Source organism: Arthrobacter sp. Y3221087, from assembly GCF_059089905.1.
In genome coordinates, this window is record NZ_JBNHFE010000001.1 from 1,577,163 (window position 1) to 1,602,277 (window position 25,115).

The following is a 25,115-nucleotide window of genomic DNA, read 5'->3' on the forward strand; positions in this document are numbered from 1 at the left end:
CCTAGCGGGAGCCCAGGACGTGTTCGATGGCGAGCTGGTTCAGCCGGACGAAGGCGAAGGAACGCTCGGCGGCCTTGTCGGCGTCGAAATCCTCGAACGCGGCGGCGTCCTTGAGGAGGTCCGCGGCGGTTTCGCCCTGGGCAAGTGTGGCTTCGCCGAGTTCGAAGACACCGGAGGCCGCGAGGGCTTCCTGGACCTCGGAGTCTGCGCGGAAGGCGGTGGCACGTTCCTTGAGGAGCAGGTACGTGGCCATGTTGGCCTTGGCTGACTCCCAGACGCCGTCGTAGCCGTCAGTGCGGGACGGCTTGTAGTCGAAGTGGCGCGGGCCGTCGTACTTGGGTCCGCCGTTGGGGAAGCCGTTCTCGAGCAGGTCCACGGTGAAGAAGGCGCTGGTGAGGTCGCCATGGCCGAAGACAAGGTCCTGGTCGTACTTGATGCCGCGCTGGCCGTTGAGGTCGATGTGGAAGAGCTTGCCGGCCCAGAGGGCCTGCGCGATGCCGTGGGTGAAGTTCAGCCCGGCCATCTGTTCGTGCCCGGTCTCGGGGTTCAGGCCCACGATGTCGCCGTGCTCGAGCTGGGCGATGAACGCCAGTCCGTGCCCGACGGTGGGCAGGAAGATGTCGCCGCGGGGCTCGTTGGGCTTGGGCTCAAGCGCGATGCGCAGGTTGTAGCCCTTGTCCTTGATGTAGGCGGCGGCGGTGTCCACGCTTTCCTTCATGCGGTCCAGGGCGGCGGAAAGGTCCTTGGAGCCGTCATATTCGCTGCCCTCGCGGCCGCCCCACATGACGAACGTTTCGGCGCCGAATTCGGCGGCGAGGTCGATGTTGCGCAGGACTTTGGACAGGGCGAAGCGGCGGATGGAACGGTCGTTGGAGGTGAAGCCGCCGTCCTTGAAAACCGGGTGGCTGAACAGGTTGGTGGTGACCATGGGCACCTTCAGGCCGGTTTCTGCCAGTGCTGCCCGGAAGTTCTTCAGGATCAGGTCCCGCTCTGAAGCGGTGGCTTCGAAGGGAATCAGGTCATTGTCATGGAAGGTGATGCCGTAGGCGCCGAGCTCACTGAGGCGGTGGACGGCTTCCACCGGGTCAAGGGCGGCGCGGGTGGCGACGCCGAACGGGTCCGCACCGGTCCAGCCAACGGTCCAGAGGCCAAAGGTGAACTTGTCGGCGGGGGTGGGGGAGAGGGGCATTGATCCGTCCTTGCACTCGTGCCGCAGTAGCGCGGCAATTAGTTCATTGCCTAAACTATATGCAGCGCCGTAGGCTGGGGTCAAGAGGTCCGGCCCCCTGCCGGAGAAAAATTTTCGAGGAGGTTCCGTGGCAACGGCATCCGCTTTGCCTGCAACCGGGGCTGGCGCGCCCGGCAGCATGGGAGACGTGCGCCGGAGCAATACGGCGCTGGTGCTGGGGGCTATTGCCAAGGCGCCGGCCGGTGTCCGGCCCAGCCGGGCCCAGCTCGCCACTGCCACTGGGTTGACCAAGGCGTCGGTGTCAAGCCTCGTCCTGGACCTGTTGGACGCGGGGCTCCTCCACGAAGCAGGGCAAAGCCAGCAAGGACGTGGACGCCCCGGCGTCGGCCTTGAACTCAATCCCGCCCGCGCTGTCCTGGGCATGGAGATCAACGTCGACTACATTGCGGCGGGGCTGGTTGACCTGAGTGGAAACCTCCTGGTCCATGAAGTGCGGGAGCAGGACAACCGGTCCGCGGGTACAGGGCCTGTGCTGGCGGCGCTGGCGGACCTGGCCGGAACGGTTCGGGCGGCGGCGAAGCGCGGGGTCGAGGTTCTGGGTGGAGGGCTCGCGGTGCCCGGTCTCGTGGACCCCGCTGCGGCACACATCCTGACCGCACCAAACCTTGGGTGGACGAACGTGTCCCTGGACCCCGGCGTGGTGCTGCCGGACGCGCCCCTGGGCGTGGCGCTTTTCAACGAAGCCAACGCAGCAGCCCTGGCCGAGGTAAGGCACCGGCCAAAGGACGGCTCCGACTTCCTGTTTGTTTCCGGCGAAGTTGGTGTCGGTGGCGGGCTGGTCATCGGTTCCGAGCTGTTCACGGGCCCGGAGGGACATGCCGGGGAAGTGGGGCACGTGGTGGTGGAACCCGACGGTACCCGCTGCTCCTGCGGGGGAACCGGGTGCCTGGAAACGGTGGCCGGCCAGGACGCGATCCTTGCCGCCGCGGGTATCGCAGCCGATACCCGGACGCGGTCTGCGTCGATGGCCCTGCTGGTGCAGGCGCTGGAGGCGGACGAACCCGCGGCATCTACGGCCGTGGACCGTGCAGGCCTGTATCTCGGTGTGGCACTGGCTTCGACCACCCGGGTAGTGAACATTGGCTCCGTGGTGCTCGGCGGCCACTTCGCCTTGCTCGATCCGTGGCTGCGGGCACCGCTGCTGGCAAGCCTCGGCACGTACGCCCCCGGCAGGTTCTCCCCTGAGCAGGTGACCCTTTCGGTCGTTGGGGAGTCAGGGGCGCTCCTCGGCGCTGCCGGCAGCGTTGTCCGCTCACTGATCGAGGCGCCGCACCTGCTGCAATCCTGATTTGCTGCTTAACGCACGACGCCCCCGGTTCCGGGAACCGAAGGCGTCATCTGGCGTGCCCCAGGAGGGAATCGAACCCCCGACCGGCGGATTAGAAGGCCGCTGCTCTATCCCCTGAGCTACTGAGGCGGGTGCGTCCGGAGCTGAACTCTGGCGCCTCGAAAAGTTTACATTGCCGGGACTGCCCGTGGCGCCGGTCGGTCCCGGCGTGGCCGACTTCCCCTCTACAGGCTGTGCGAAGGCAGGGTTGTCCACATAGGAGCTGCCTGCCCTCGTCCTGTCCTCGCGCCGGCGGCAAGCTGGTCTTGCCTGCTAGGGCACCACCATTGACGACAGGACGAAGAGATGAGCGACACCATCACGATCCGGGGCTTTGTTGCCACCGAGATCACAAGCGGCACCACGCCGGGGGGAACAGCCACTGCTTCCTTCCGCATAGCTTCCACCACCCGTCGGCGTGACAGGGAAACCGGCGTCTGGTCTGACAGCCACACGAACTGGTTCCTGGTCCAGGGCTACCGGCACCTTGCGGGCAGCATCGGCTGCAGCATCAGGAAGGGCCAGCCCGTCATCGTGGTAGGAAAGCTCAAGATCCGCAGCTGGGAAAGGGACGGCAGGGTCTACTATTCACACACCATCGATGCCGATGCCGTGGGCCATGACCTGATGTGGGGCACGGCCAACTTCACCCGTTCTTCCACGAAGCCGGCGCTCTCGCTTGTAGAGCACGGGAACCCTCCCGGGCCGGCGCACAGCATTGACCCGGATGGCCCGCTCGACGAACCCGATGATGGGGACGAAGGCGTGGATGGCGGTGATCCTGCCGCCACCTACGTGGAGGACGGCGACGGCAACCTTGTACCACTCAATCTGGAAACGGGGGAGCTCGCCGAATCAGGAGTCTAGCTATCCCCATCAACGCGCCCACCAGGTTCCTGGGCGGGCAGGGTACCGGCACCCCCCGGCCGCGCCCTGTCCGCCCAGGCTGCAAACCCGGCCAGGCAGCCCGTGGCAGAATGACAGCATGCGGCTTATCCCTGACCACCGGCAGATCAACTGGGCCGGCGGCTCACCAGCTGCTCCCTCAGCCTCCTTCCGCTTCAGCTCGCTGCCGCTTCGCATCGTTGCAGGCGCGGCGGTCCTGGTCCTGATGTCTGCCTGCACGCCGGGCTCCGCCACTGAATCTGCCCGGCCCGCCACCGGCAATGAAGAGTCAACTGTGCAAACTGCTCCCGCCGGAGACAGCGGAGCAGGCGGCCAGGCGCTTGCGGACACCTCGGCAACGCCCTCAGCCAACCCCGAAGTTGTGGCCACCGAAACAGTCAAGCAGACCGTCACCACCGTACTGACCCAGCTCGCGGCGGCGGCGCCCAAGCCGGCCACCGCCCAGGTGACCGACGCCCTGACCGGCGCCGGCATCGCACCCGCGGTCCTTCAGGTCTCCCAGAGCCGTACCCCCACCGGCCTGGAGGCGGATGCCATCGAAGCGGCGGTGCTGCAAGGCAAGGACTGTGTCATCGGCCAGGTCAGGGAAGGGACAGTGACGGTCACCGTCCTGCCCGTGCTGGCGAACGGCAAGTGCTTCGTCGGCTCCTGAGTCTGCCGCAAATATGAGTTAAGCCCGCCAACCCACTAGATTTGGAACCATGGCGGAATTTATCTACACAATGACCAAGGCCCGAAAAGCCGTTGGCGAAAAGCTCATTCTTGACGACGTAAGCATGTCGTTCTTCCCTGGCGCCAAGATAGGCGTTGTAGGCCCGAACGGTGCCGGTAAGTCCACCATCCTCAAGATCATGGCCGGACTGGACACCCCCTCGAACGGCGAGGCCCGGCTCAGCCCCGGCTACACTGTGGGCATCCTGCTGCAGGAACCCCCGCTGAACGAAGAGAAGACCGTCCTGGGCAACGTCCAGGAAGGCGTGGGCGAGATCTACGGCAAGATCCAGCGCTTCAACGAGATCTCCGAGGAAATGGCCAGCCCGGACGCTGACTATGACACCCTCCTCGAGGAGATGGGCAAGCTCCAGGAAGCCATCGATGCCGCCGACGCCTGGGACCTGGATTCCCAGCTCGAACAGGCCATGGACGCCCTCCGCTGCCCGCCCGCCGACGCTGACGTCACCAACCTCTCCGGTGGTGAACGCCGCCGCGTCGCCCTGTGCAAGCTTCTCCTCCAGAAGCCGGACCTGCTGCTCCTCGACGAGCCCACCAACCACCTGGACGCCGAAAGCGTGCTGTGGCTCGAACAGCACCTTTCCAGCTACCCGGGCGCCGTCCTGGCCGTGACCCACGACCGTTACTTCCTCGACCACGTGGCGGAATGGATCGCCGAGGTGGACCGCGGCCACTTGTACCCCTACGAGGGCAACTACTCCACGTACCTGGAGAAGAAGCGCGCCCGCCTGGAAATCCAGGGCAAGAAGGACGCCAAGCAGGCCAAGCGCCTGGCCGAGGAACTCGAGTGGGTCCGCTCCAACGCGAAGGGCCGGCAGACCAAGTCGAAGGCCCGCCTCGCCCGCTACGAGGAAATGGCTGCCGAGGCCGACCGTACCCGCAAGCTTGACTTCGAAGAGATCCAGATTCCGCCGGGACCCCGCCTGGGCGGCCTGGTGCTGGAGGCCAAGAACCTCCAGAAGGGCTTCGAGGACCGGGTGCTCATCGACGGACTGTCGTTCAGCCTGCCGCGCAACGGCATTGTCGGCGTCATTGGACCCAACGGCGTGGGCAAGACCACCCTGTTCAAGACCATCGTGGGCCTGGAGCCGCTCGACGGCGGCGACCTCAAGATCGGTGACTCCGTCAAGATCTCCTACGCGGACCAGAGCCGCGGCGGCATCGACCCCAACAAGACGCTGTGGGAGGTGGTGTCCGATGGCCTCGACTTCATCCAGGTGGGCCAGGTGGAAATGCCGTCCCGCGCCTACGTGGCCGCCTTCGGCTTCAAGGGCCCGGACCAGCAGAAGAAGGCCGGCGTGCTCTCCGGCGGTGAGCGCAACCGCCTGAACCTCGCGCTGACCCTCAAGCAGGGCGGTAATTTGCTGCTCCTCGACGAGCCCACAAACGACCTCGACGTCGAAACCCTCAGTAGCCTTGAGAACGCGCTGCTCGAGTTCCCGGGCTGCGCCGTCGTCGTGTCCCACGACCGCTGGTTCCTGGACCGGGTGGCCACGCACATCCTGGCCTACGAAGGCGACGACGAAAACCCCTCCAAGTGGTACTGGTTCGAGGGCAACTTCGAATCCTACGAGGAGAACAAAGTGGAACGCCTGGGCCCCGATGCTGCCAAGCCGCACCGAGTGACCCACCGCCGCCTGACCCGCGACTAAGAGTCAAGCGCCAAGGAGGCCGGCACCCGTTGGGTGCTGGCCTCCTGCGTGTCGTCGTGCCTGCTAGTCCCGGCCGGCTTTGCGGATCTGGTGCTCCAGGACCTTGGACTGGAAAGCCCCCACCACCTTGCTCTTCACATCCGTGGGAACCCGGACCATGCCCTCCTGCGCCACCGAGGCCACGTGCTGCCCGGCCTGGTTGAAGATCTTGCCGGTGGCCAGCCCGCGGGCGCCCTGTGCACTGGGCGACTCCTGGACGTAGAGCAGCCATTCGTCAACGGGGGCGGGCCGGTGCCACCACATCGCGTGGTCGAGGCTGGCAACGTTCATTCCCGGCGTCATCCAGCTCAGGCCGTGCCGGCGCAGGATGGACTCCAGGAGCGTGTAGTCGCTGGCGTAGGCGAGGGCCGCGCGGTGCAGGTTTGCGTTGTCCGGCATGGGCCCGAACGTCTTCATCCATACGGCGTTGCGGGCTTCCCGGTTGCCTTTGGCCGAGATGTACAGCGGCGGATCCACGTGCCGGATATCGAAAGGCCGTTCGTAGGCGTAGTGCCGCGCCACAGGGTTGTCGAACTTGCCCAGCAGGTCCGCGGTGGAGGGCAGGGACTCGGGGTCCGGGATCCCGGCGGGCATAACCGACTCGTGCTCGACGCCCTCGTCATGGCCCTGGAAGGACGCGATCATCGACAGGATGGGTACGCCGTCCTGGTATGCGTGGACCCGGCGGGCGGAGAAGGAACGGCCGTCCCGGAGGCGCTGCACCCCGAAGGTGATGGGCTTGTTGGCATCGCCGGGCCGCAGGAAGTACCCGTGCATGGAATGGACGAACCGTTCCGGGTCTACGGTGCGGATGGATGCGATCAGTGACTGTGCCAGGACCTGGCCCCCGAACACCCGGTGGTGGGGCTGCTGCTGTGATGGCCCAAGGAAGATGTCCTCGTCCGTCCGGGCTCCCTCCAGCTGTCCAAGGTCAAGCAGTTTGATCAGCGACAACGTGGGGTCACCGTTCGGCGGCGCCAGGAGTCCGGCTTCGGCTTCAGTCATGGTTTGACTCTAGACGGCGCCCCGGCACTGCTCAACCGCGGCCCAGCCGGTAGTGTTCTTGGTGTGTCTGATCTCCTCACCTCGTCCTTCCGCTTCGCTGATCCCCGCGATCTTGCCGACCTGAAGACCTACGCCACGCGCGCCAAAGCGATCGACGACGGCGCCATCCGGCTGCAGGCCGCGGGCACCGTCCTAGCTGCGTACGTGTGCGTGCTGCGGCCCCGCCTGCTGGGTGAATCCACCCCCACCATCCTGGGGCTGCGCACCATGGCGCTGGCAGCGCCGTCGGAAACGGACGTCACAGTGACGTTGTCGGCTGTGCTGGACCGCCTGGCCAGGGCCGGGGAGGACGACGTCGAGCTGCCGGTTCCGCCCACCACCGTCACCGAGTCCTGGACGGGCGTGGGCGCGCCCCGCGGCGGCTGGGAGTTGCTGGGCTCGCTGAGCGATGCATCCCTGCGGGAAGCAGCCGAGGCGGGGATCACCGAGGTGGCCGGGATCGTGCCGGACAAGCCGGGCGCGATGATCGTGAACAACGCGAGGGCCGCCGTCTGGGGCCGGGAGCTGGACGAGTCCGGGCTGCCGGCGGGGGCCGCCTTCGCAGCCCTCGCCCTGGGTTTCCTCGCGGACGGCGACCAGAAGCTGTACCGCGCCGGCCGGTGGTTCCGGCTCTCCGGCAGCCGCGGACATGTCCTTGCCCGGACCGGAAGCGGACTGCTGTAGCGGCAGGTGCGGCAGGAACCGCCTACTGGCCGGACGGGCTGTTGATCATGGACAGCGCTGCCCGCTCCATGTAGTCCCAGAGGGTGCCCTCATAGAGGGGCGGCAGGTCCAGGGCGTCCACGGCCTTGCGCATGTGGAACAGCCAGCGGTCCTTGGCTTCAGGGGTCACCTGGAAGGGCATGTGGCGCATCCGGAGGCGGGGGTGGCCGCGCTCCTCCCCGTAGGTGGTGGGACCTCCCCAGTACTGCTCCAGGAACATCAGGAACCGGCGCTTTGCCGGCCCCAGGTCCTCTTCCGGGTACATCGGGCGCAGCAGCGGATCGGTCGCCACGCCGTCGTAGAAGACGTCGATGAGCTTGACGAACGTGTCGTGTCCGCCCACGGCGTCATAGAAGTTGTCCGTGTAGCCGGGCTGGCTGAAGGGATCGTTCTGCATCAGCTGGCGCGGCCGCTGGGGCTCCACAGGAATCGTCATGGCTATTCTCCGGCTTTCTGGTTGGTCTTCGTGTTCTCGGCTCCGTGGTCCGAACCCTGGTCGGTGGTGCCGTCCGGCCCCTCGTGCAGCGGAACGTAATTCCCCTGGGACCGGTTGCCCACCCGCAGGATCTCACCGTTGCGCAGGTACCAGATGGCGCCGTCGTCGGAGCGGACACGCGTGATGCGCAGGCCCATCGACTCAACCACGCCCACTACCTCGCTGGTCTCGATGACGTCGCCGATCCCGTACTGGTCCTCGATGGTGATGAAGATGCCCGCCAGGAAGTCGCGGATCAGCTGCTGGGCGCCGAAGCCGATGGCCACACCCAGGATGCCCACGCTGGTGAGCAGCGGGGCGATGTTGATGTCCAGGTTCTGCAGTACGTACATGCCGGTGATGACCACCACCAGCACGCCCACCACGCTGTTGAGCAGGGAACCGATGGTCTCGGCGCGCTGCACGCGCCGTTCATGGTCCAGCGCACGAAGGGCGGGGGCCACCCACTTGAACGTGCGGTTCTTGAAGAAGTTGCTTCCGGACGCCACCCGCCCGGTGATGCGGGAAATAATGAACGTCGCCACCAGCCAGACGGCAACGCCCACGCCGAGGCTGATCACGATCCCCGTGATACTGATGCCGCCCGGATCGGACGCAGCGGACGGCAGGACTGACAACATACTGACCATAGGTGGAAAAAACTCCTTGAAGCGTGGCTCTGTTCTCCTTTAACCCTAGCCCCGTAGCGTGGAGCAATGTGCATCCTTGTCCTCGGCGGAACCGCCTTCCTGTCAGCAGAAATCGTCCGCCAGGCTGTCGCCGCAGGCCACCGGGTTGCCTGCCTGGCGCGCGGAGCGGCGGGTGCGCCGCCGCGGGGTGCCGAATGGATCAGGGCGGACCGTTCACTGGGCGCGAAAGCCTACGACGGCGTGTCGGGGGATTGGGACGCCGTCATCGACGTCGCACGGAACCCGGCCTTCGCCCGGGACGCGCTGGCGTGCCTCGCGGACCGGGCGGCCCACTTGACCTTTGTCTCCAGCTGCTCCGCCTATGCGGACCACTCGGTGCCCGGGGCAACGGAGGATGCGGCACTCCTGCCGGCGCTGGATCCCGGGGTGGAGCCGACTGCTGAAAACTACGGCGAATCGAAGGTGGCCATCGAGGACGCCACCCTTGCCGCCGCCGTCGGCAGGGTCCACCTCTGCCGTGCCGGCCTGATCGGCGGCCCGGGCGACGGCTCGGACCGCTAAGGCTACTGGCCGGCCAGCCTGGCCAGGGACAACACGCCGGTCCTCGTCCCGGACATCGGCGGGCACCCCACGCAGGTCATCGACGTCCGCGATCTTGCCGGCTGGATTCTGCTGGCCGCAGAACAGGGCATCACCGGTGCATTAAACGCCGTGGGGGACACGGTGCCGTTCGACGGGTACCTCGAGGCAGCGCGGGAAGCTGCCGGCCACCGTGGGCACGTTGCCAGGGCCGGCGGAGAGTGGCTGGCGCAGCAGGGCGTGGAGTACTGGTCCGGCCCGGACTCGCTGCCGCTCTGGCTCCCGCCCGGCCATGACGGCTTCATGGCCCGCAGCAACCAGGCCGCCAAGGCCGCAGGACTGCTCCTGCGGCCTTGGCGGGAAACCCTTGAGGACACGCTGCTCGATGAACGCAGCCGGAGCCTGGACCGGCCACGCAAAGCCGGACTTGCACCGGCTACCGAGGCCCGCCTGCTGGGCAGCCTCGCAGGCTAGCCGGCCAGCGTGACCGGTTCGTGCTCCACGGGGAAGTTCACGCTCCGGGCAATGAAGCACACCTGGTTGGCCTCATGGTGGAGTCGGGCAGCCAGCTCCGCCTGGCCGCCGTCGGGAAGCGTGACCCGGGGACGCAGTGTCACCCGTTCGAACTGGCCGCTGCCGTCCCGGTTCAGCCGCAGCATTCCCGTAGCCTCGTCGCGGTAGTCCGTCACCACCACGCCGTGCTTGACGGCCACATGCAGGTAGGAAAGCATGTGGCACTGCGCCAGCGCGGCAAGGAGCAGCTGTTCGGGGTTGTACCGTTCCCGGTCACCGTGGAACGTCGGGTCGGCGGAACCCTTGAGGACAGGCAGCCCGGGGATGATGATGTCGTGGTCCCGCGAATATCCGCGGTAGGACGTTGTCCCGTCACCCAGGTTGCCGGTCCATTGCACCGCCAGTTCGTAGTGGTGTTCGGAAAGGCCCATCATTCACCTCCGGCCGGTGTGCTGCTATACATCCGCGGCCCTCGCTCGAAGGGCGCGCGCGACGCCGTCGCGGTTTTCCAGCATCATCCGCCGCAGCGCCGCGCTTCCGGGCGGCAGGGCTGCGAGGAAGCCGTCCGTGCGGTCGATGGTGGCCTGCCTGGTCAGCAGCGCCGGGTAGAGTCCGACGACGATCTGCTGGGCCAGTGCGTGCGTCCGGCTCTCGACGATGCCCGGCACTGCCTCGAAGTACTTCTCGGCGTACGGTTCCAGAAGCGCCCGGTCATGGACGCGCATGAAGCCGGTCACCGCAGACCCCTGCAGCGCGTTGGAAAGCTCGCCCTTGACCACGATCGACTCCCACGCCGCCGCCTTCGCTTCGGGGGTGGGGATGGCCGCCTTGGCCAGGGCTGCGGCGTTCTGCCCGCTGGATGTGTTGTCGCGCTGCAGTTCGGCGTCGATCCCGTCCTGCCCCATCCGGCCGCCGGCCACCAGTGAAGCCACCAGCTCCCAGCGCAGGTCCTGGTCCACGGCCAGTCCCTCCAGTACCACCGAGCCGTCCAGCAGCCCGGCCACCTTGTCCAGCTGCCCTTCGCTGCTGGCGAGCAGTGCAAAGGACTTCACGAACTGCAGCTGCGCGTCGGAACCGCCGGGGACCTCGGACGCCAGCCCCCACAGCCGGTCGGCCGCTGCCACGGTTGCTGCTGCCCGGTGTTCTTCCGCAACGTAGAAGTTCAGCGTGGTGGCCAGCTGGCGGAGCTGCACCAGGATCACCGAGGAATCGGACTCGGCCGCCACGTTGGCCAGGATCAGCTCGACGTACTTGCGCGCCGGGGTTTCGCCGTCGCGGGCTGCGTCCCACGCGGAATTCCAGACCAGGGTCCGCGGCAGGCTCGAGGCGAAGTCCTTCAGATGCGCTGTCGCCGTGGCGAGGGACTTCGGGTCCAGCCGCACCTTGGCGTAGGCGAGGTCGTCGTCGTTGACCAGGATCAGGTCCGGCTGGGCCAGGCCCACCAGGCCGGGGACTTCCGTGCGTTCGCCGTCGACGTCAAGCTCCTCGCGGTGCACCCGCTCAAGCTTTCCGGCGCCGTTCAGGTTGTAGAGGCCTACGGCGAGCCGGTGGGGACGGATGGTGGGCCATTCCTCCACTGCGGACTGCACGATCGCGAAGGACCGCAGGGTGCCATCGCGGTCCGTTTCCAGTTCCGGCCGGAGGGTGTTCACGCCTGCGGTTTCCAGCCATTGCCGCCCCCAGTCGTCCAGGTCGCGGCCGCTGGCCTTCTCCAGTTCCACCATCAGGTCGCTCAGTTCGGTGTTCTGCCAGGAATGCTTGGCGAAGTACTCCCGCACGCCCGCCATGAACTGCTCCGGCCCCACCCAGGCCACCAGCTGGCGGAGGACGGACGCGCCCTTGGCATAGGTGATGCCGTCGAAGTTCACCTCGACGTCCTGCAGGTCGTTGATCTCGGCAAAGATCGGGTGGGTGGTGGGTAGCTGGTCCTGCCGGTACGCCCAGGATTTCTCGACTGAGGCGAACGTGGTCCAGGCGCTCGTGAAGGACGTTGCTTCCACTGCGGCGAGGTGCGACATGTACTCCGCGAAGGATTCGTTGAGCCACAGGTCGTTCCACCAGCGCATGGTCACCAGGTCGCCGAACCACATGTGGGCCAGCTCGTGCAGGACGGTAATGGCGCGGCGCTCAACCTGTGCCTCCGTGACCTTGCTGCGGAAGACGTAGCCCTCCAGGATGGTCACGGCACCGGCGTTCTCCATGGCACCGGCGTTGAATTCAGGCACGAACAGCTGGTCGTACTTTTCGAAGGGGTAGGGGCAGCCGAATTGTTCTTCGAAGAAAGCGAACCCCTGCCGGGTCAGCTCGAAGATGTTGTCCGCATCCAGGTACTGCATGAGCGACTTCCGGGCACAGACGCCCAGCGGGATGACCCGGCCGTCGGAACTGGATACTTCGCCGCGGACCGACTGGTAGGGGCCGGCGATCAAGGCTGTGACATAGGAGGACAGCCGGGGCGTGGGGGCGAACGCCCAGACCGAGCGGGCCCCGCCGTCGTCGCCGGGCGCTGCGGGGGACGGCTGGGGAGTGGGGGAGTTGGAGATGACGTCCCAGTCCGACGGCGCGGTGACGGTGAACGCAAAAGTTGCCTTGAGGTCCGGCTGCTCAAAGACGGCGAACATCCTGCGGGAATCGGGAACCTCGAACTGGGTGTACAGGTAGACCTCGTTGTCCACGGGATCCACGAACCGGTGCAGGCCCTCGCCGGTGTTCATGTAGGGCGCATCCGCCACGACCGTGAGCTCGTTGTGCTCCTGGAGGTCCGGCAACTGGATGCGCACCCCGTCGGCCACGGCGGCAGGGTCGAGGGCGTGCCCGTTCAGGGTGACACTGTGCACAGTGCGGGTCACGGCGTCGATGAAGGTGGATGATCCCGGCCTTGCGGAGAACTTAACGGTGGTGGTGCTGCCGAAGACCTCCCCGCCCTTGGTCAGGTCCAGGTGGATGTCGTAGGAGTCGACCGTGATCAGATCAGCGCGCTCACGGGCTTCGGCGCGGGTCAGGTTCATGCCTGGCAAGTGGACCTCCAGAGAAGTTGCGGCTGCGGAGGTGGGGGTACCCAGCTCCGGCACTGATCATTCTTGCATTGCCCGGCCCGGTAGGTTGCCCGGGTCACACCCGCGTGCTGCGCAGGCACGGCGGCGGCCGGTGCGGAGTAGCGTTAAGGCATGGGAAAGTTCCTGGATTCGGTGGATGCCAAGGCCCTTCGCTTTGCCGTCGGGTTTCCGGTTGTCCTGGCCGGTGCGTTCATTCTCTGCGCGTTGCTGCTGCGGCGAGACCTTCCCGAGCCGCTCGCCATCCGCTGGACGGACGCCGGCGGCGCGGCCTTCGCCCCGTTCGGCGCCTACGTTGGTGCGGGCGCCCTGATGATCGTGGTGTTCGGCTGGCTCGTCCTCTGCCAGGCCGTGCCGCTGGGGCGCCCGGTGGTGATGCGGCGGATCATGATGGGCGCCGGGCTTTTCCTCACGCTGTTCATCACCAGTGCCCTCGCTGCCGGCCTGGTTGGCCAGGCCGGCCTGGCGGACGCCCGCGAATCGCGGGTGGACCTGACCGTCCTTGCCCTCGGCAGCGGCGCCGCGGTGTCCCTCGGCGTGATCATGGGTTTCGTCTACAAGGCGGACCAGCAATGGTCCCCGGACGACGACCGGGCGCTCCAGGCCGCCATCGCCACGGAGCTCGACCCGGACCTGACCCGGGACAGCATGCGCCTGTGGGTCCATGCCAGGAGCTCCGTCTTCGTCATGATCGGCATCGCCTCGCTGTTCCCGGCGGCGCTGATCGCCATCGCCGTGCCGTGGCTTGGGGTCCTGCTCGTGGTCCTGGCCTTCTTCGGGGCAGCGTTCCTGTTTGCCCGGGTCAAGGCGGACCGCGGCGGCCTGAAAGTTTTGCTGGCCGGCGTGGTGCCGGTGATGGACATCCCGGCAGGCTCCATAACTGCCGCCAGCGCGGCGGATGTCCGGGCGGCTGACTATGGCGGCTGGGGCTACCGGAAGCACGGCGAAACCGCCGCGATGCTGGTCAGCAGCGGACCCGCCGTCGTCGTGCGCAAGGCGGACGGCCAGCGCCTCGCCGTCAGCAGCGGCAGCCAGGCTTCCGCGGCCCGGCTCGCAGAGGTCCTGACCCGGGTGGCCGCCAGGGCGCGCAGGGGCGGCGGGCCCCAGCAGCCCGGCCCTGCGGAGTCCTAGTATCCTTGTCCGTGTCATTCCACCGGCCGGTGCCTCCCGGCCCGGCCGCCAGCGCCGCCAACTGAACGGATTCTGCTCGTGACCTCTACCCCTGCCTTCCCGCGGGTCCACATCGCCACCGACCACGCGGGCATGGAGCTCAGTGCCCACCTGGTTTCCCACCTGACCGCCAAGGGCTATGAAGTGGTGGACCACGGGCCCAAGGTCTACGACGCACAGGACGACTACCCGTCCTTCTGCATCAACGCGGCCCTCGCGGTGGTGGCGGACCAGCAGGCAGGTGTCCACGCCCTCGGCATCGTGCTGGGCGGATCCGGCAACGGCGAGCAGATCGCAGCCAACAAGGTCAAGGGCGTCCGCGCAGCCCTGGCCTGGAACCACTCCACGGCCACCCTGGCCCGCGAGCACAACGACGCCAACGTGGTAGCCGTGGGCGGCCGCCAGCACACGGTGGAGGAAGCCACGGAGCTCATCGAGGCCTTCCTGTCCGAGCCTTTCAGCAACGACGAACGGCACGTCCGCAGGATCGGCAAGATCGCTGCCTACGAGGCCACCGGCGAGGTCATCGAGTAGTGCCGGAGGGGCATTCCGTACGGCGCCTGGCCCGCCAGTTCGGCGACGTTTTCGCGGGCCGGCGGCTTGCCGTGTCCAGCCCGCAGGGCAGGTTCAGCGGGGGAGCGGCGCTCCTGGACGGGCATACGCTGCACACCGCCGAAGCCCACGGGAAGCACCTGTTCCTGCACTTCGACAACTCCCTGGTGCTGCACGTCCACCTTGGCCTGTACGGCGCCTGGAGCTTCGGCGGCGACCGCACCTTCACCGGGGCCTCCAGCATTGGGGCGCCCCGCAGGGTGGGGGAGCAGGAAACCTTTCCGGACCGGGATGACGACGCCGATGCCGCCTATGCCGGCCCACCCGCCCCGGTGGGTGCGGTCCGGGTCCGGCTCGCCAGCAGCCACGGCTGGGCGGACCTGCGCGGCGCAACAACCTGTGAAACCATCACCGCTGCGGAAGCAGACGCGGTGCTGGCCAGGCTGGGGCCGGACCCACTCCGCAACCGCCGCGGCGACGCCGGACGGTTTGCCGCCAACCTGCAGCGCAGCAAGACACCCGTGGCTGCGCTGCTGATGGACCAGAAAATCATTGCCGGCATCGGCAATGTCTACCGGGCCGAGGTTCTGTTCCGCCTGCGCCTGCACCCGTGGCTGCCAGGCTCCGCCGTAACGGACACCGCCGCGCGCAAGCTGTGGCGCGACGTCGTCGCCCTCATGAACGACGGCGTGGCCGACGGCCGCATCATCACCACGCCGCCAAAGTACTGGACCCTCGATGGAACGACGGCCGCCAAAGCGGCCGCGGCCGGTTTGCCGGTCCCGCCCAGGAGCAGCAGTTTCCCCTCCCGCGAGGACGCCCATTTCGTGTACAAGAGGCACGGCCTGCCCTGCCGGGTATGCCGCACCATCGTGCTGATGGCCGAACTGGCCGGACGCAACCTCTACTGGTGCCCCAACTGCCAGCAGGAGTAGCAAGGGCCTGCTGGCGCCCTTCCGGGGCACTTCGACACGGACACTCCGGCCACCGCCGGGAATTTATGCCACCCTGCCGCCGAAGTGCCCCAGGACGGCGCGGGGGTTATGGCTTAACACAAAAGGACCCCCGGTTGGGGGTCCTTTTGATGTGGAGGGGACGACGGGAATCGAACCCGCGTAATCAGTTTGGAAGACTGAGGCTTTACCATTAAGCTACGTCCCCGAAGGAAGATCCATCTGCAACATTAGCAGTTGGAAACTCCGGGCTGGCTGTCCAAGCCGGATATAACTAAACCTAATCCATGGGCTACGTGTCAAATGTGCAAACACGGCGCGTATCACCGTAGACTTGCCTGTGCACTAACGGGGTGTAGCTCAGCTTGGCTAGAGCGCCTGCTTTGGGAGCAGGAAGTCGCAGGTTCAAATCCTGTCACCCCGACTCTGCGGCCCGGACCACACGGCCTGGACAAGAACATTGCGTTTGCAGAAACCCATCCCACAAACCCAGGAGTACTTAGACCGTGAAGAGCGCTGTCGAGAACCTCACCCCCACGCGGGTCAAGCTCAACGTTGAGGTTCCCTTTGAGGAACTGAAGCCCAGCATCGACTCGGCTTACAAGACTGTTGCTTCGCAGATCCAGGTCCCTGGCTTCCGTAAGGGCAAGGTTCCCGCCAAGCTCATCGACCAGCGCGTCGGACGCGGCTACGTCCTCGAGACCGCCATCAATGAAGGCCTCAACGGCTGGTACCAGGCTGCCGTGCAGGAATCCGGCATCCGCCCGCTGAGCCGTCCCGAGGTTGAAATCACCGAGGTTCCGGACCCCTCCGCCACCGACGGCGGCCTGAAGTTCGCTGCCGAGGTCGATGTCCGTCCTGAGATCGAGCTCCCGGACTACGCCGGCATCAAGGTTGAGGTTGCCGCTGCCGAGTCCTCCGAAGAAGACGTGGACAAGGCCCTGGACGAACTGCGCGGCCGCTTCGGCACGCTGAAGTCCGTTGACCGCCCGGCTGCCGACGGTGACTTCCTCACCATCGACATCACCGCCACCATCGACGGCGAAGAGGTTGACTCCGCGTCCGGCCTGTCCTACCAGGTTGGCTCCGGCACCATGCTCGAAGGCCTGGACGAGGCCGTCACCGGCCTCAGCGCCGACGAGGACGCCATCTTCAACACCACCCTGGTTGGCGGCGACCACGCCGGCGAAGAGTCCCAGGTCAAGGTTGTGGTCAAGGCCGTCAAGGAGCGCGAGCTGCCTGAGGCCAACGACGACTTCGCCCAGCTGGCCTCCGAGTTCGACACCCTGGCCGAACTCCGCGAGGACCTGGCCAAGCAGGCCGCCGACTCCAAGATCGTGGAGCAGGGCGTCGAAGCCCGCGACAAGGTCCTGGACAAGCTCGTCGAACTCGTCGAGGTGCCGGTTCCGGACTCCGTCGTCGAAGAGCAGCTCGAAGCCCACTTCAAGGAGGGCAACGGCCACGGTGAAGGCGAGCACGACACCGAGGAGCACCGCGAGGAGGTCCGCGCCAACACCGCGCGCGCCTTCCAGAACGAGATCATCCTCGACGCCATCGCCGAGAAGGAAGAAGTCAACGTCAGCCAGAACGAGCTGATCGACTACATCGTCTCCACCGCCAGCCAGTACGGCATGGACCCCAACCAGTTCGCCCAGATCATCGATCAGAGCGGCCAGGTCCCCATGATGGTTTCCGAGGTCCGCCGCCGCAAGGCGCTGGCCGTGGTCCTGGGCCAGGCCGAGGTGACCGATACCGACGGCAAGGCCGTTGACCTCAGCGACTTCGTCCGCCCGGGCGGCGAAGAGGCTCCCGCGGCCGAGGCCGCAGACGCCGAGGCTGTGGAGGCGGAGTCCGCCGAGACCGCCTCCGAGGACGACAAGGCCGAGGCAAAGGCCTAGTCTCTCACGACGCAATAACGGCCCCTGGATCGCTCGATCCGGGGGCCGTTCGCGTCCCGCCCGGGTCCGGGCGCATCCCGTTCGCCCAGCGTGCGCCGTCAGCGAACAGCCGTCGGGGCGCGAACAAATTGTCGGTGAAACCGGTTAGTGTCCAAGTAGTGATTTTCAGTGATGTCACCGTCACCAGCGAGAGGTAAGTAAACATGTCACAGCACCCAGAGGCCCCCCGGATGGCGACCGTCGATCCCGCGGCCCAGGACAACTACATTTACAACCGCCTGCTGAAGGAGCGGATCATCTGGCTTGGCTCGGAGGTGCGCGATGACAACGCCAACGCAATCTGCTCCCAGCTGCTCCTCCTGTCCGCCGAAAACCCGGACAAGGACATCTACCTGTACATCAACTCCCCGGGCGGCTCGGTGACGGCCGGCATGGCCATCTACGACACCATGCAGTTCATCCCCAACGACGTCGTCACCGTCGCCACCGGCCTGGCCGCCTCCATGGGACAGTTCCTGCTGTCCTCGGGCACCAAGGGCAAGCGCTACGCCACCCCCAACGCCCGCGTCCTGATGCATCAGCCTTCCGGCGGCATCGGCGGCACCGCGTCGGACATCAAGATCCAGGCCGAACTGATCCTCCACATGAAGAAGGTCATGGCGGAACTGACCGCCGAGCAGACCGGCCAGACCGTGGAAACCATCCTCAAGGACAACGACCGCGACAAGTGGTTCACGGCCACGGAAGCCCTCGAGTACGGCTTCTTCGACAAGATCGCCGCCCACGCCGGCTCTGTGTCCGGGGGCGGCGGAACGTCGAACGGCTCGGGCAGCCATTCAGCATCCGAGAACTAAACCGGCACCACGAACACTCAGATCAGGAGCAACAGAAAATGAACTACAACTTCGGGTGGTCCGCCGGTAATCTTCCGTCCAGCCGCTACGTCCTGCCCCAGTTCGAGGAGCGCACCCCTTACGGCTTCAAGCGCCAGGACCCTTACACCAAGCTCTTCGAGGACCGCATCATCTTCCTCGGCGTGCAGGTGGACGACGCATCGGCGGACGACGTCATGGCCCAGCTGCTGGTCCTCGAGTCCACCGACCCGGACCGCGATATCACCCTCTACATCAACTCGCCCGGCGGTTCCTTCACCGCCATGACGGCCATCTACGACACCATGCAGTACATCCGCCCGGAGATCCAGACTGTCTGCCTGGGGCAGGCTGCCAGTGCCGCAGCGGTCCTCCTCGCGGCCGGAACGCCGGGCAAGCGCCTGGCCCTTCCCAACGCCCGCGTACTGATCCACCAGCCCGCCCTTTCCGGCGGCCAGGGCGGACAGGCCTCGGACCTTGAGATCCAGGCCGCGGAAGTCATGCGCATGCGGTCCTGGCTCGAGGACACCCTGGCCCGCCACTCGGGCCGGACGTCCGAGCAGGTCAACAACGATATTGAGCGTGACAAGATCCTCACCGCGGACGAGGCCCAGGCCTACGGCCTGATCGACCAGGTCCTGGACTCACGCAAGATCAAGCCTCAGGCAATTACGAGGTAGCAGTACGTAAAGCGCCGGTGCGGGCCAGTTCATTTGGCCCCACCGGCCTTTTCCTTCCACCCTTGGGAGCCAATGTGACCTAGAGTGGATGTTGTCACAAACCGGTCCTCGCAGGCTGGTGATGATTCCAGCGACCGTGCAAGGCTGCTCGGCAGCAAGATACTAAGGGGTTCACATATGGCTCGGATTGGCGAGAGCACGGATCTGCTGAAGTGCTCTTTCTGCGGAAAGAGCCAGAAGCAGGTGCGCAAGCTCATTGCCGGGCCCGGGGTGTACATCTGCGATGAGTGCATTGAATTGTGCAACGAAATCATCGAAGAGGAACTCGCGGAGGTCGCCGACCTCGGCAGCTTCGAACTGCCCAAGCCCCGCGAAATCTTCGACTTCCTACAGGAATATGTGATTGGCCAGGAGCCTGCCAAGCGTTCCCTGGCCGTCGCCGTGTACAACCATTACAAGCGCATCCAGGCCGGGCACGCACCCAAGTCCGGAAGCCTGGCTGACGGCGGACACCACGACGACGTCGAAATCGCCAAGTCCAACATCCTCCTTATCGGCCCCACCGGCTGCGGCAAGACCTACCTCGCCCAGACCCTCGCCCGGCGGCTGAACGTGCCGTTCGCGGTTGCCGACGCCACCGCCCTGACGGAGGCCGGCTACGTGGGCGAGGACGTGGAGAACATCCTCCTGAAGCTCATCCAGGCCGCGGACTACGACGTCAAGAAGGCCGAACAGGGCATCATCTACATCGACGAGATCGACAAAATCTCCCGCAAGAGCGAAAACCCGTCCATCACCCGCGACGTCTCGGGTGAGGGCGTGCAGCAGGCGCTCCTGAAGATCCTGGAGGGCACCGTCGCCTCGGTACCGCCGCAGGGCGGCCGGAAGCATCCGCACCAGGAATTCATCCAGATCGACACCACCAACGTGCTGTTCATTGTGGCCGGCGCGTTTGCCGGCCTGGAGGAGATCATCGGCTCCCGGTCCGGACGCAAGGGGATCGGGTTCGGTGCACCGCTCAACGAAGCCAGCAAGAAGGTGGACTCCTACGGCGAGGTCATGCCCGAGGACCTGCTCAAGTTCGGCCTCATTCCTGAATTCATCGGCCGCCTCCCCGTGATCACCACGGTGTCCAACCTGGACCGCGAGGCGCTGATCCAGATCCTCTCCACGCCGAAGAACGCCCTGGTCAAGCAGTACCAGAAGATGTTCCAGATCGATGGCGTGGAACTCGTCTTTGACGACGCCGCCCTGGACGCCATCGCGGACCAGGCGCTGGAACGCGGCACCGGCGCCCGCGGCCTGCGGGCCATCCTGGAGGAAGTCCTGCTGCCGGTCATGTTCGACCTCCCCAGCCGGGAGGACGTGGCCAGCGTGGTCATCACCGCGGACGTTGTGCTGAAGGGCGCGGAACCCACCATGATTCCGCATGCGGCCAAGCGGCGTAAGTCCGCCTGACGCCACGCATAATTCCTAACACCCCTGCCAGCCGTGGTTGCCCCGCGGGCAGCGGCCAACACCTGAAGGATCCGCTATGTCTGAAACCGTAAAGAACAGGGCCGACTTCTGGTTCGATCCTCTGTGCCCCTTCGCCTGGATCACTTCCCGGTGGATCGGGGAAGTCGAGGGCGTCCGCGACATCGAAACGGTGTGGCACGTCATGAGCCTCGCCGTGCTCAATGAGGGGCGGGACCTGGAGCCCTCCTACCGGGAATCCATGGACAACGCCTGGGGCATGGTCCGCGTCATCATCGCCGCCCAGCAGGAGCACGGGCAGGAGACCGTCAAGGCCCTGTACGACGCCATGGGCACCCTGATCCACGACGGCGGCGAAAAGGACCGCAGCCTCGTCATCACCAAGGCGCTGGCGGAATGCGGGCTGCCCGCCTCCCTGGCGGAAGCCGCCACCACCGACGCTTACGACACCCAGCTCCGTGCAAGCCACGAGGAAGGCATTTCACTGGTGGGCCAGGACGTGGGCACCCCCGTCGTGTCCTTCAACGGCACGGCATTCTTTGGCCCTGTCCTTACCCGCATTCCGCGCGGCGAGGAGGCCGGCAGCCTCTGGGACGCCACCACCGTCCTGGCCGGCTACCCGCACTTCTTCGAGCTCAAGCGCAGCCGGACGGAGCGCCCGGAATTCGACTGAACCGCCCCCTGCGGCAGCGGAAAGGGCCCCGGGAAAACTACTCGTTTGTAGTTCTCCCGGGGCCCTTGCGCATGCCCCCGGCCGGGACAACAATGGTTCTTACCCACTTCGAAAGAAGTGGGACGCAGGAACCAAAGATTCAGTGACATGTATCTGACGCAGCCTTTGGCAAAGCCAGATACAAGCTACCAGTGACGAGGTAGGAAGACCTGAAAGTCCAAGGATCCTGCCAGACCATCAAGTCGTCACCAGATGGCCGAAAAGTCGAAGCCCCACCAACGGCAAAACGCTGATGGGGCTTCCCCTTTGCCCGAAATCCGGTGCTAGGCCTTGGCGGGCTCGTCGGTGACGGCGAGGTCCACGTCGCTGACCGTCAGCTCGCCGTCGGCCGCCACCAGGGTGATCTCCCGGGCATTGGACGCCGCTTTCAGGTCGGACAGGCCGGCCTGCAGCTGCGCGGTCAATGCCTCAGGCGCCGTGATGGTCGCGGACAGCACCTCCGTGCGCTGCTTGACCTTCGCCTCGGACTTGGCCTTGCGGACACCGCTCAGTGCGAGTCCCACGGTGGCCAGCATGGTGGTGTCCCCGCCGGGAACCTCCAGCCCCGTGGGCCACTCGGCGCGGTGGACTGAACCATTGCGCCACCAGCTCCACACCTCTTCGGTGGCGAAAGGCAGGAACGGCGCGAACAGCCGCAGCAGGGTGTCCAGGGTGGTGGCCAGGGCCGCCAGCACCGAAGCCTGCTCGGCCTCGCCGGCCGCGCCGTATGCACGGTCCTTGATAAGTTCAACGTAATCGTCCGTGAACTGCCAGAAGAAGCTCTCGGTGATCTGAAGCGCCCGGGCGTAGTCGTAGTTGTCGAACGCCTTGGTGGACTCCCGCACAACGTCGCCGAGCTGGGCCAGCAGCGCCCGGTCCAGGGGATTGGTGAGCACGGACAGGTCCGCACGAACCACCGAGTTTTCCGTGGCCCCCAGGTTGAGGACGAATTTGGAGGCGTTGAGCAGCTTGATGGCCAGGCGGCGGCCGATCTTCATCTGGGCGATCTCGTACGCAGTGTCGGCGCCGAGGCGGGCGGAGGCTGCCCAGTACCGGACGGCGTCGGAACCATACTCGTCCAGGACGTCGGTGGGAACCACCACGTTGCCCTTGGACTTGGACATCTTCTTGCGGTCCGGGTCCAGGATCCAGCCGGAGATAGCAGCGTGCTTCCACGGCGCGTTCTTCTGCAGTGCATCGGCACGCACCACAGAGGAGAAGAGCCAGGTCCGGATGATGTCATGGCCCTGCGGGCGCAGGTCGAACGGGTAGACCTTGGCGAAGAGGTCCTCGTCGCGGCTCCAGCCGCCCACAATCTGGGGAGTCAGCGAGGACGTGGCCCAGGTGTCGAAGATGTCGGCGTCGCCGGTGAAGCCGCCCGGCACATCGCGCTGGGATTCCTCGTAGCCCGGTGCGGCGTCGGCCATCGGGTCCACGGGAAGCTGCGCGTCCGAGGGAACGATGGGTGCGTCGTAGTCCGGGTTGCCGTCATTGTCCAGCGGGTACCAGACGGGGATGGGCACGCCGAAGAAGCGCTGCCGGGAGACCAGCCAGTCGCCGTTGAGCCCCGAAATCCAGTTCTCGTAGCGTGAGCGCATAAAGGAGGGGTGGAAGTCGATCTCGTGGCCGCGCCCAATCAGCCGCTCGCGGCGGTCCTCGTCGCGGCCGCCGTTGCGGATGTACCACTGCCGGGAGGTAACAACCTCGAGCGGTTTGTCGCCCTTCTCGTAGAAGTTCACCGGGTGCATGATCTTCTTCGGCTCACCCTCCAGGAGGTCCGCGGCGGCCAGGAGTTCCACCACGCCTTCCTTGGCGCTGAAGACCGTCTTGCCGGCGATCTTCGCGAAGGCCTCACGGCCGGCGTCGGTGGTGATCCACTCCGGGGTTTCCCCGACTATCCGGCCGTCGCGGCCCACGATCGCGCGGGTGGGCAGCTGGAGTTCGCGCCACCAGGTAACGTCCGTCAGGTCGCCGAAGGTGCACACCATGGCGATGCCGGAGCCCTTGTCCGCCTTCGCGAGCGGGTGGGCCTTGACCTCGACCTCGACGCCGAATAGGGGGGAAGTGACCTTCTTGCCGAACAGCGGCTGGTACCGTTCGTCGTCAGGGTTGGCCACGAGCGCCGCGCAGGCGGCCAGGAGCTCGGGGCGGGTGGTCTCGATGTAGATTCTTTCCCCGTCCTCGGTGAAGAAGGGGTAGCGGTAGTAGGCGCCTGGCACTTCGCGGTCTTCGAGTTCGGCCTGCGCCACGGCGGTGCGGAAGGTGATGTCCCACAGGGTGGGGGCCTCGGCCATGTAGGCGTCGCCGGCAGCGAGGTTGGCCAGGAAGGCACGCTGGGAGGCAGCGCGCGAATTGTCGTCGATGGTCCGGTACGTCAGTTTCCAGTCGACAGACAGGCCCAGTGTCTGGAACAGGTTCTCAAAGACCTTCTCGTCCTCGACTGCCAGTTCTTCACACAGTTCAATGAAGTTCCGGCGGGAGACCACGTCGAAGTCCCGCTGGTTCTTGGCCGGCTGGGCCGGCGGGCGGTAGTCCGGGTTGTAGGGGATGGCAGGGTCGCAGCGGACGCCGTAGTAGTTCTGCACCCGGCGTTCGGTGGGCAGGCCGTTGTCGTCCCAGCCCATGGGGTAGAAGACGTTCTTGCCGGTCATGCGCTGGTAGCGGGCCAGCACGTCGGTCTGGGTGTAGGAGAACATGTGCCCCACATGCAGCGACCCCGAAGCGGTGGGCGGGGGAGTGTCGATCGAGTAGACCTGCTCCCGGGTGGTGTCGGGGTTGAACCTGTAGGTTCCCTCTGCCAGCCAGCGCTGCGTCAGAGCAGCTTCGAGGCCCTCGAGGGCCGGCTTGTCCGGAACGTTGATGGGGGCGGTGGTGGGCGTGTCTGTACCCTGCGTGTCTTCAGCCATTGGGCAATTCTTTCATGCTCCGTTGCATCGCACAGAACCGCGGCGGACCAGCATGCCGCCCGTGGGTGCCAAAGGAGCCGGCTTCGTAGAAAAACGGATCTACGATCCGCCGGCGGACGACGACGGCTGCCGGGTCCTGACGGACAGGCTTCGGGGCAGCGGGCGGCTAGGGTGGTGCCATGACTGACGATGTGCACAAGAAAGCAGCTTTGGTGACCGGCGCGAGCAGCGGGATCGGGGAAGCCGCCGTGCGCGCCCTGGCATCCGGCGGATGGACAGTCTTTGCCGTCGCCCGCCGGGCGGACCGCCTTGAGGCACTGGCGGCCGAAACCGGAGCAATCGCTATTCCTGCTGATATTTCCGCGGACGACGACGTGTCCCGGCTGCTCAGCCGGGTCACCGAAGCAGGCGGCATCGACACCCTCATCAATATCGCCGGTGGCGCCAGGGGCGCAGACAGGATCGCGGAGGCCAGCACGGAGGACTGGGACTGGATGTACCGGGTGAATGTCCTGGGCACCATGAAGCTGACCCGCGCCTTCCTGCCCATGCTGCGTGCAAACGGGGAGGGAACGGTGCTGAACCTCACCTCCACCGCCGGCCTTGCAGCGTACGAAGGCGGCGGGGGCTACAACGCCGCAAAATACGCCCAGCGTGCCATGACCGAGGCGCTGCGGCTCGAAGAAGCCGAACACAACGTCCGCGTCATCGAAGTTGCGCCGGGACTGGTCCACACCGAGGAATTCGCCCTCAACCGGCTCGGAAACCGGCAGGCTGCGGACAAGGTCTATCAGGGAGTGGAGAAACCCCTGACGGCCGGGGACGTGGCGGACGTGGTCCGGTACGCCGTCAGCGCCCCGCACCACGTCAACCTGGACCAGATCGTCATCCGGCCGGTGGCCCAGGCCTCCAACTACAAGCTCATCCGAAAGGGCTAGCCCGGGCGGGCAGGAC

The 25,115-nt window shown here is 66.2% G+C and carries 21 protein-coding genes, 3 tRNA genes and 1 pseudogene; 16 read left to right on the top strand and 9 right to left on the bottom strand.

All coding sequences use genetic code 11. The annotated features are described in order from the left end of the window. Position 1: 1 nt before the first annotated feature. Positions 2 to 1,189, bottom strand: coding sequence for a xylose isomerase (xylA, locus tag AC5RUO_RS07500; RefSeq protein ID WP_494103171.1), 1,188 nt, complete (start codon positions 1,187 to 1,189; stop codon positions 2 to 4). Positions 1,190 to 1,367: 178 nt separating this feature from the next. Between xylA and AC5RUO_RS07505 the strand changes: the two genes are divergently transcribed. Further along, the gene (locus AC5RUO_RS07505; RefSeq protein ID WP_494103390.1) at positions 1,368 to 2,537 is read left to right on the top strand and encodes an ROK family protein; all 1,170 of its coding nucleotides are present in this window, start codon (positions 1,368 to 1,370) and stop codon (positions 2,535 to 2,537) included. Positions 2,538 to 2,593: 56 nt separating this feature from the next. Here AC5RUO_RS07505 and AC5RUO_RS07510 read toward each other — a convergent pair. Further along, a tRNA-Arg gene (locus AC5RUO_RS07510) sits at positions 2,594 to 2,666 on the bottom strand. Between the two features lie 216 nt (positions 2,667 to 2,882). Between AC5RUO_RS07510 and AC5RUO_RS07515 the strand changes: the two genes are divergently transcribed. The 3 genes from AC5RUO_RS07515 to ettA all read left to right on the top strand — a co-directional run bounded on the left by AC5RUO_RS07515 (position 2,883) and on the right by ettA (position 5,866). Next, positions 2,883 to 3,443 (top strand): single-stranded DNA-binding protein, encoded by a 561-nt coding sequence (locus AC5RUO_RS07515; protein WP_494009412.1) that lies wholly within the window; start codon positions 2,883 to 2,885, stop codon positions 3,441 to 3,443. A gap of 118 nt (positions 3,444 to 3,561) precedes the next feature. Continuing rightward, on the top strand, positions 3,562 to 4,134 hold the full coding sequence (locus AC5RUO_RS07520) for a DUF6993 domain-containing protein (protein ID WP_494009411.1): 573 nt from the start codon (positions 3,562 to 3,564) through the stop codon (positions 4,132 to 4,134). Between the two features lie 49 nt (positions 4,135 to 4,183). Next, positions 4,184 to 5,866, top strand: a complete 1,683-nt coding sequence (gene ettA, locus AC5RUO_RS07525; protein WP_009372887.1) for an energy-dependent translational throttle protein EttA — start codon at positions 4,184 to 4,186, stop codon at positions 5,864 to 5,866. Between the two features lie 63 nt (positions 5,867 to 5,929). Here ettA and AC5RUO_RS07530 read toward each other — a convergent pair whose 3' ends face one another. Continuing rightward, positions 5,930 to 6,910 carry an acyl-CoA thioesterase gene (locus tag AC5RUO_RS07530; protein ID WP_494103172.1) on the bottom strand — a complete coding sequence of 327 codons (981 nt, stop codon included), beginning with the start codon at positions 6,908 to 6,910 and terminating at the stop codon, positions 5,930 to 5,932. Positions 6,911 to 6,973: 63 nt separating this feature from the next. On the opposite strand from AC5RUO_RS07530, the gene AC5RUO_RS07535 reads away from it, so the two are divergent. After that, on the top strand, positions 6,974 to 7,633 hold the full coding sequence (locus AC5RUO_RS07535) for a DUF8185 domain-containing protein (RefSeq protein ID WP_494103173.1): 660 nt from the start codon (positions 6,974 to 6,976) through the stop codon (positions 7,631 to 7,633). Positions 7,634 to 7,655: 22 nt separating this feature from the next. Here AC5RUO_RS07535 and AC5RUO_RS07540 read toward each other — a convergent pair whose 3' ends face one another. Together AC5RUO_RS07540 and AC5RUO_RS07545 are read right to left on the bottom strand one after the other, a co-directional pair. Further along, positions 7,656 to 8,108: a globin gene (locus AC5RUO_RS07540; RefSeq protein ID WP_494009408.1), complete on the bottom strand. Its 453-nt coding sequence runs from the start codon at positions 8,106 to 8,108 to the stop codon at positions 7,656 to 7,658. A 2-nt stretch (positions 8,109 to 8,110) separates the two neighbouring features. Further along, positions 8,111 to 8,797 (bottom strand): mechanosensitive ion channel family protein, encoded by a 687-nt coding sequence (locus tag AC5RUO_RS07545; protein ID WP_494103174.1) that lies wholly within the window; start codon positions 8,795 to 8,797, stop codon positions 8,111 to 8,113. Between the two features lie 66 nt (positions 8,798 to 8,863). Here AC5RUO_RS07545 and AC5RUO_RS07550 point away from each other — a divergent pair. Continuing rightward, a pseudogene (locus AC5RUO_RS07550) lies at positions 8,864 to 9,850 on the top strand (NAD-dependent epimerase/dehydratase family protein). On the opposite strand, the gene AC5RUO_RS07555 reads toward AC5RUO_RS07550, so the two are convergent. Both AC5RUO_RS07555 and pepN read right to left on the bottom strand, forming a co-directional pair. After that, positions 9,847 to 10,320: an OsmC family protein gene (locus tag AC5RUO_RS07555; protein WP_494103391.1), complete on the bottom strand. Its 474-nt coding sequence runs from the start codon at positions 10,318 to 10,320 to the stop codon at positions 9,847 to 9,849. The pseudogene AC5RUO_RS07550 and the gene AC5RUO_RS07555 overlap by 4 nt on opposite strands. 24 nt (positions 10,321 to 10,344) lie before the next feature. After that, complete coding sequence (gene pepN, locus AC5RUO_RS07560; protein ID WP_494103392.1) at positions 10,345 to 12,897, bottom strand: aminopeptidase N; 2,553 nt, start codon at positions 12,895 to 12,897, stop codon at positions 10,345 to 10,347. Positions 12,898 to 13,056: 159 nt separating this feature from the next. On the opposite strand from pepN, the gene AC5RUO_RS07565 reads away from it, so the two are divergent. The 3 genes from AC5RUO_RS07565 (at position 13,057) to AC5RUO_RS07575 (ending at position 15,599) form a co-directional block, all read left to right on the top strand. After that, the gene (locus AC5RUO_RS07565; RefSeq protein ID WP_494009405.1) at positions 13,057 to 14,073 is read left to right on the top strand and encodes a hypothetical protein; all 1,017 of its coding nucleotides are present in this window, start codon (positions 13,057 to 13,059) and stop codon (positions 14,071 to 14,073) included. A gap of 78 nt (positions 14,074 to 14,151) precedes the next feature. Then, positions 14,152 to 14,646 carry a ribose-5-phosphate isomerase gene (locus AC5RUO_RS07570; RefSeq protein WP_494050632.1) on the top strand — a complete coding sequence of 165 codons (495 nt, stop codon included), beginning with the start codon at positions 14,152 to 14,154 and terminating at the stop codon, positions 14,644 to 14,646. After that, positions 14,646 to 15,599 (top strand): Fpg/Nei family DNA glycosylase, encoded by a 954-nt coding sequence (locus tag AC5RUO_RS07575; RefSeq protein WP_494009403.1) that lies wholly within the window; start codon positions 14,646 to 14,648, stop codon positions 15,597 to 15,599. Before AC5RUO_RS07570 ends, AC5RUO_RS07575 begins: the two co-directional genes overlap by 1 nt. Positions 15,600 to 15,751: 152 nt before the next feature. On the opposite strand, the gene AC5RUO_RS07580 is transcribed toward AC5RUO_RS07575, so the two are convergent. Beyond that, positions 15,752 to 15,825, bottom strand: a tRNA-Gly gene (locus AC5RUO_RS07580). Positions 15,826 to 15,966: 141 nt separating this feature from the next. Here AC5RUO_RS07580 and AC5RUO_RS07585 point away from each other — a divergent pair. The 6 genes from AC5RUO_RS07585 to AC5RUO_RS07610 all read left to right on the top strand — a co-directional run bounded on the left by AC5RUO_RS07585 (position 15,967) and on the right by AC5RUO_RS07610 (position 21,216). Continuing rightward, positions 15,967 to 16,041 (top strand) — tRNA-Pro (locus AC5RUO_RS07585). Positions 16,042 to 16,123: 82 nt separating this feature from the next. Then, positions 16,124 to 17,515, top strand: a complete 1,392-nt coding sequence (gene tig, locus AC5RUO_RS07590) for a trigger factor (RefSeq protein WP_494103175.1) — start codon at positions 16,124 to 16,126, stop codon at positions 17,513 to 17,515. Positions 17,516 to 17,745: 230 nt separating this feature from the next. Continuing rightward, positions 17,746 to 18,369, top strand: a complete 624-nt coding sequence (locus AC5RUO_RS07595; protein ID WP_494009452.1) for an ATP-dependent Clp protease proteolytic subunit — start codon at positions 17,746 to 17,748, stop codon at positions 18,367 to 18,369. A 38-nt stretch (positions 18,370 to 18,407) separates the two neighbouring features. Further along, positions 18,408 to 19,067 (top strand): ATP-dependent Clp protease proteolytic subunit, encoded by a 660-nt coding sequence (locus AC5RUO_RS07600; protein ID WP_494009401.1) that lies wholly within the window; start codon positions 18,408 to 18,410, stop codon positions 19,065 to 19,067. A gap of 177 nt (positions 19,068 to 19,244) precedes the next feature. Beyond that, positions 19,245 to 20,525, top strand: coding sequence for an ATP-dependent Clp protease ATP-binding subunit ClpX (clpX, locus tag AC5RUO_RS07605; protein WP_009372875.1), 1,281 nt, complete (start codon positions 19,245 to 19,247; stop codon positions 20,523 to 20,525). Between the two features lie 76 nt (positions 20,526 to 20,601). Further along, on the top strand, positions 20,602 to 21,216 hold the full coding sequence (locus AC5RUO_RS07610) for a mycothiol-dependent nitroreductase Rv2466c family protein (protein ID WP_494009400.1): 615 nt from the start codon (positions 20,602 to 20,604) through the stop codon (positions 21,214 to 21,216). Between the two features lie 323 nt (positions 21,217 to 21,539). On the opposite strand, the gene valS is transcribed toward AC5RUO_RS07610, so the two are convergent. After that, on the bottom strand, positions 21,540 to 24,161 hold the full coding sequence (gene valS, locus AC5RUO_RS07615) for a valine--tRNA ligase (RefSeq protein WP_494103176.1): 2,622 nt from the start codon (positions 24,159 to 24,161) through the stop codon (positions 21,540 to 21,542). A 179-nt stretch (positions 24,162 to 24,340) separates the two neighbouring features. Between valS and AC5RUO_RS07620 the strand changes: the two genes are divergently transcribed. Continuing rightward, the gene (locus AC5RUO_RS07620; RefSeq protein ID WP_494009398.1) at positions 24,341 to 25,099 is read left to right on the top strand and encodes an SDR family oxidoreductase; all 759 of its coding nucleotides are present in this window, start codon (positions 24,341 to 24,343) and stop codon (positions 25,097 to 25,099) included. The last annotated feature ends 16 nt before the right edge of the window (positions 25,100 to 25,115 follow it).

Coding starts and splice junctions, on each gene's coding strand:
- AC5RUO_RS07520 (WP_494009411.1), top strand. CDS start 3,562: ATGCGGCTTATCCCTGACCACCGGCAGATCAACTGGGCCGGCGGCTCA.
- AC5RUO_RS07515 (WP_494009412.1), top strand. CDS start 2,883: ATGAGCGACACCATCACGATCCGGGGCTTTGTTGCCACCGAGATCACA.
- AC5RUO_RS07595 (WP_494009452.1), top strand. CDS start 17,746: ATGGCGACCGTCGATCCCGCGGCCCAGGACAACTACATTTACAACCGC.
- AC5RUO_RS07545 (WP_494103174.1), bottom strand. CDS start 8,797: ATGGTCAGTATGTTGTCAGTCCTGCCGTCCGCTGCGTCCGATCCGGGC.
- AC5RUO_RS07610 (WP_494009400.1), top strand. CDS start 20,602: ATGTCTGAAACCGTAAAGAACAGGGCCGACTTCTGGTTCGATCCTCTG.
- xylA (WP_494103171.1), bottom strand. CDS start 1,189: ATGCCCCTCTCCCCCACCCCCGCCGACAAGTTCACCTTTGGCCTCTGG.
- clpX (WP_009372875.1), top strand. CDS start 19,245: ATGGCTCGGATTGGCGAGAGCACGGATCTGCTGAAGTGCTCTTTCTGC.
- AC5RUO_RS07600 (WP_494009401.1), top strand. CDS start 18,408: ATGAACTACAACTTCGGGTGGTCCGCCGGTAATCTTCCGTCCAGCCGC.
- AC5RUO_RS07505 (WP_494103390.1), top strand. CDS start 1,368: ATGGGAGACGTGCGCCGGAGCAATACGGCGCTGGTGCTGGGGGCTATT.
- AC5RUO_RS07530 (WP_494103172.1), bottom strand. CDS start 6,910: ATGACTGAAGCCGAAGCCGGACTCCTGGCGCCGCCGAACGGTGACCCC.
- AC5RUO_RS07620 (WP_494009398.1), top strand. CDS start 24,341: ATGACTGACGATGTGCACAAGAAAGCAGCTTTGGTGACCGGCGCGAGC.
- valS (WP_494103176.1), bottom strand. CDS start 24,161: ATGGCTGAAGACACGCAGGGTACAGACACGCCCACCACCGCCCCCATC.
- AC5RUO_RS07540 (WP_494009408.1), bottom strand. CDS start 8,108: ATGACGATTCCTGTGGAGCCCCAGCGGCCGCGCCAGCTGATGCAGAAC.
- AC5RUO_RS07555 (WP_494103391.1), bottom strand. CDS start 10,320: ATGGGCCTTTCCGAACACCACTACGAACTGGCGGTGCAATGGACCGGC.
- pepN (WP_494103392.1), bottom strand. CDS start 12,897: ATGAACCTGACCCGCGCCGAAGCCCGTGAGCGCGCTGATCTGATCACG.
- ettA (WP_009372887.1), top strand. CDS start 4,184: ATGGCGGAATTTATCTACACAATGACCAAGGCCCGAAAAGCCGTTGGC.
- AC5RUO_RS07565 (WP_494009405.1), top strand. CDS start 13,057: ATGGGAAAGTTCCTGGATTCGGTGGATGCCAAGGCCCTTCGCTTTGCC.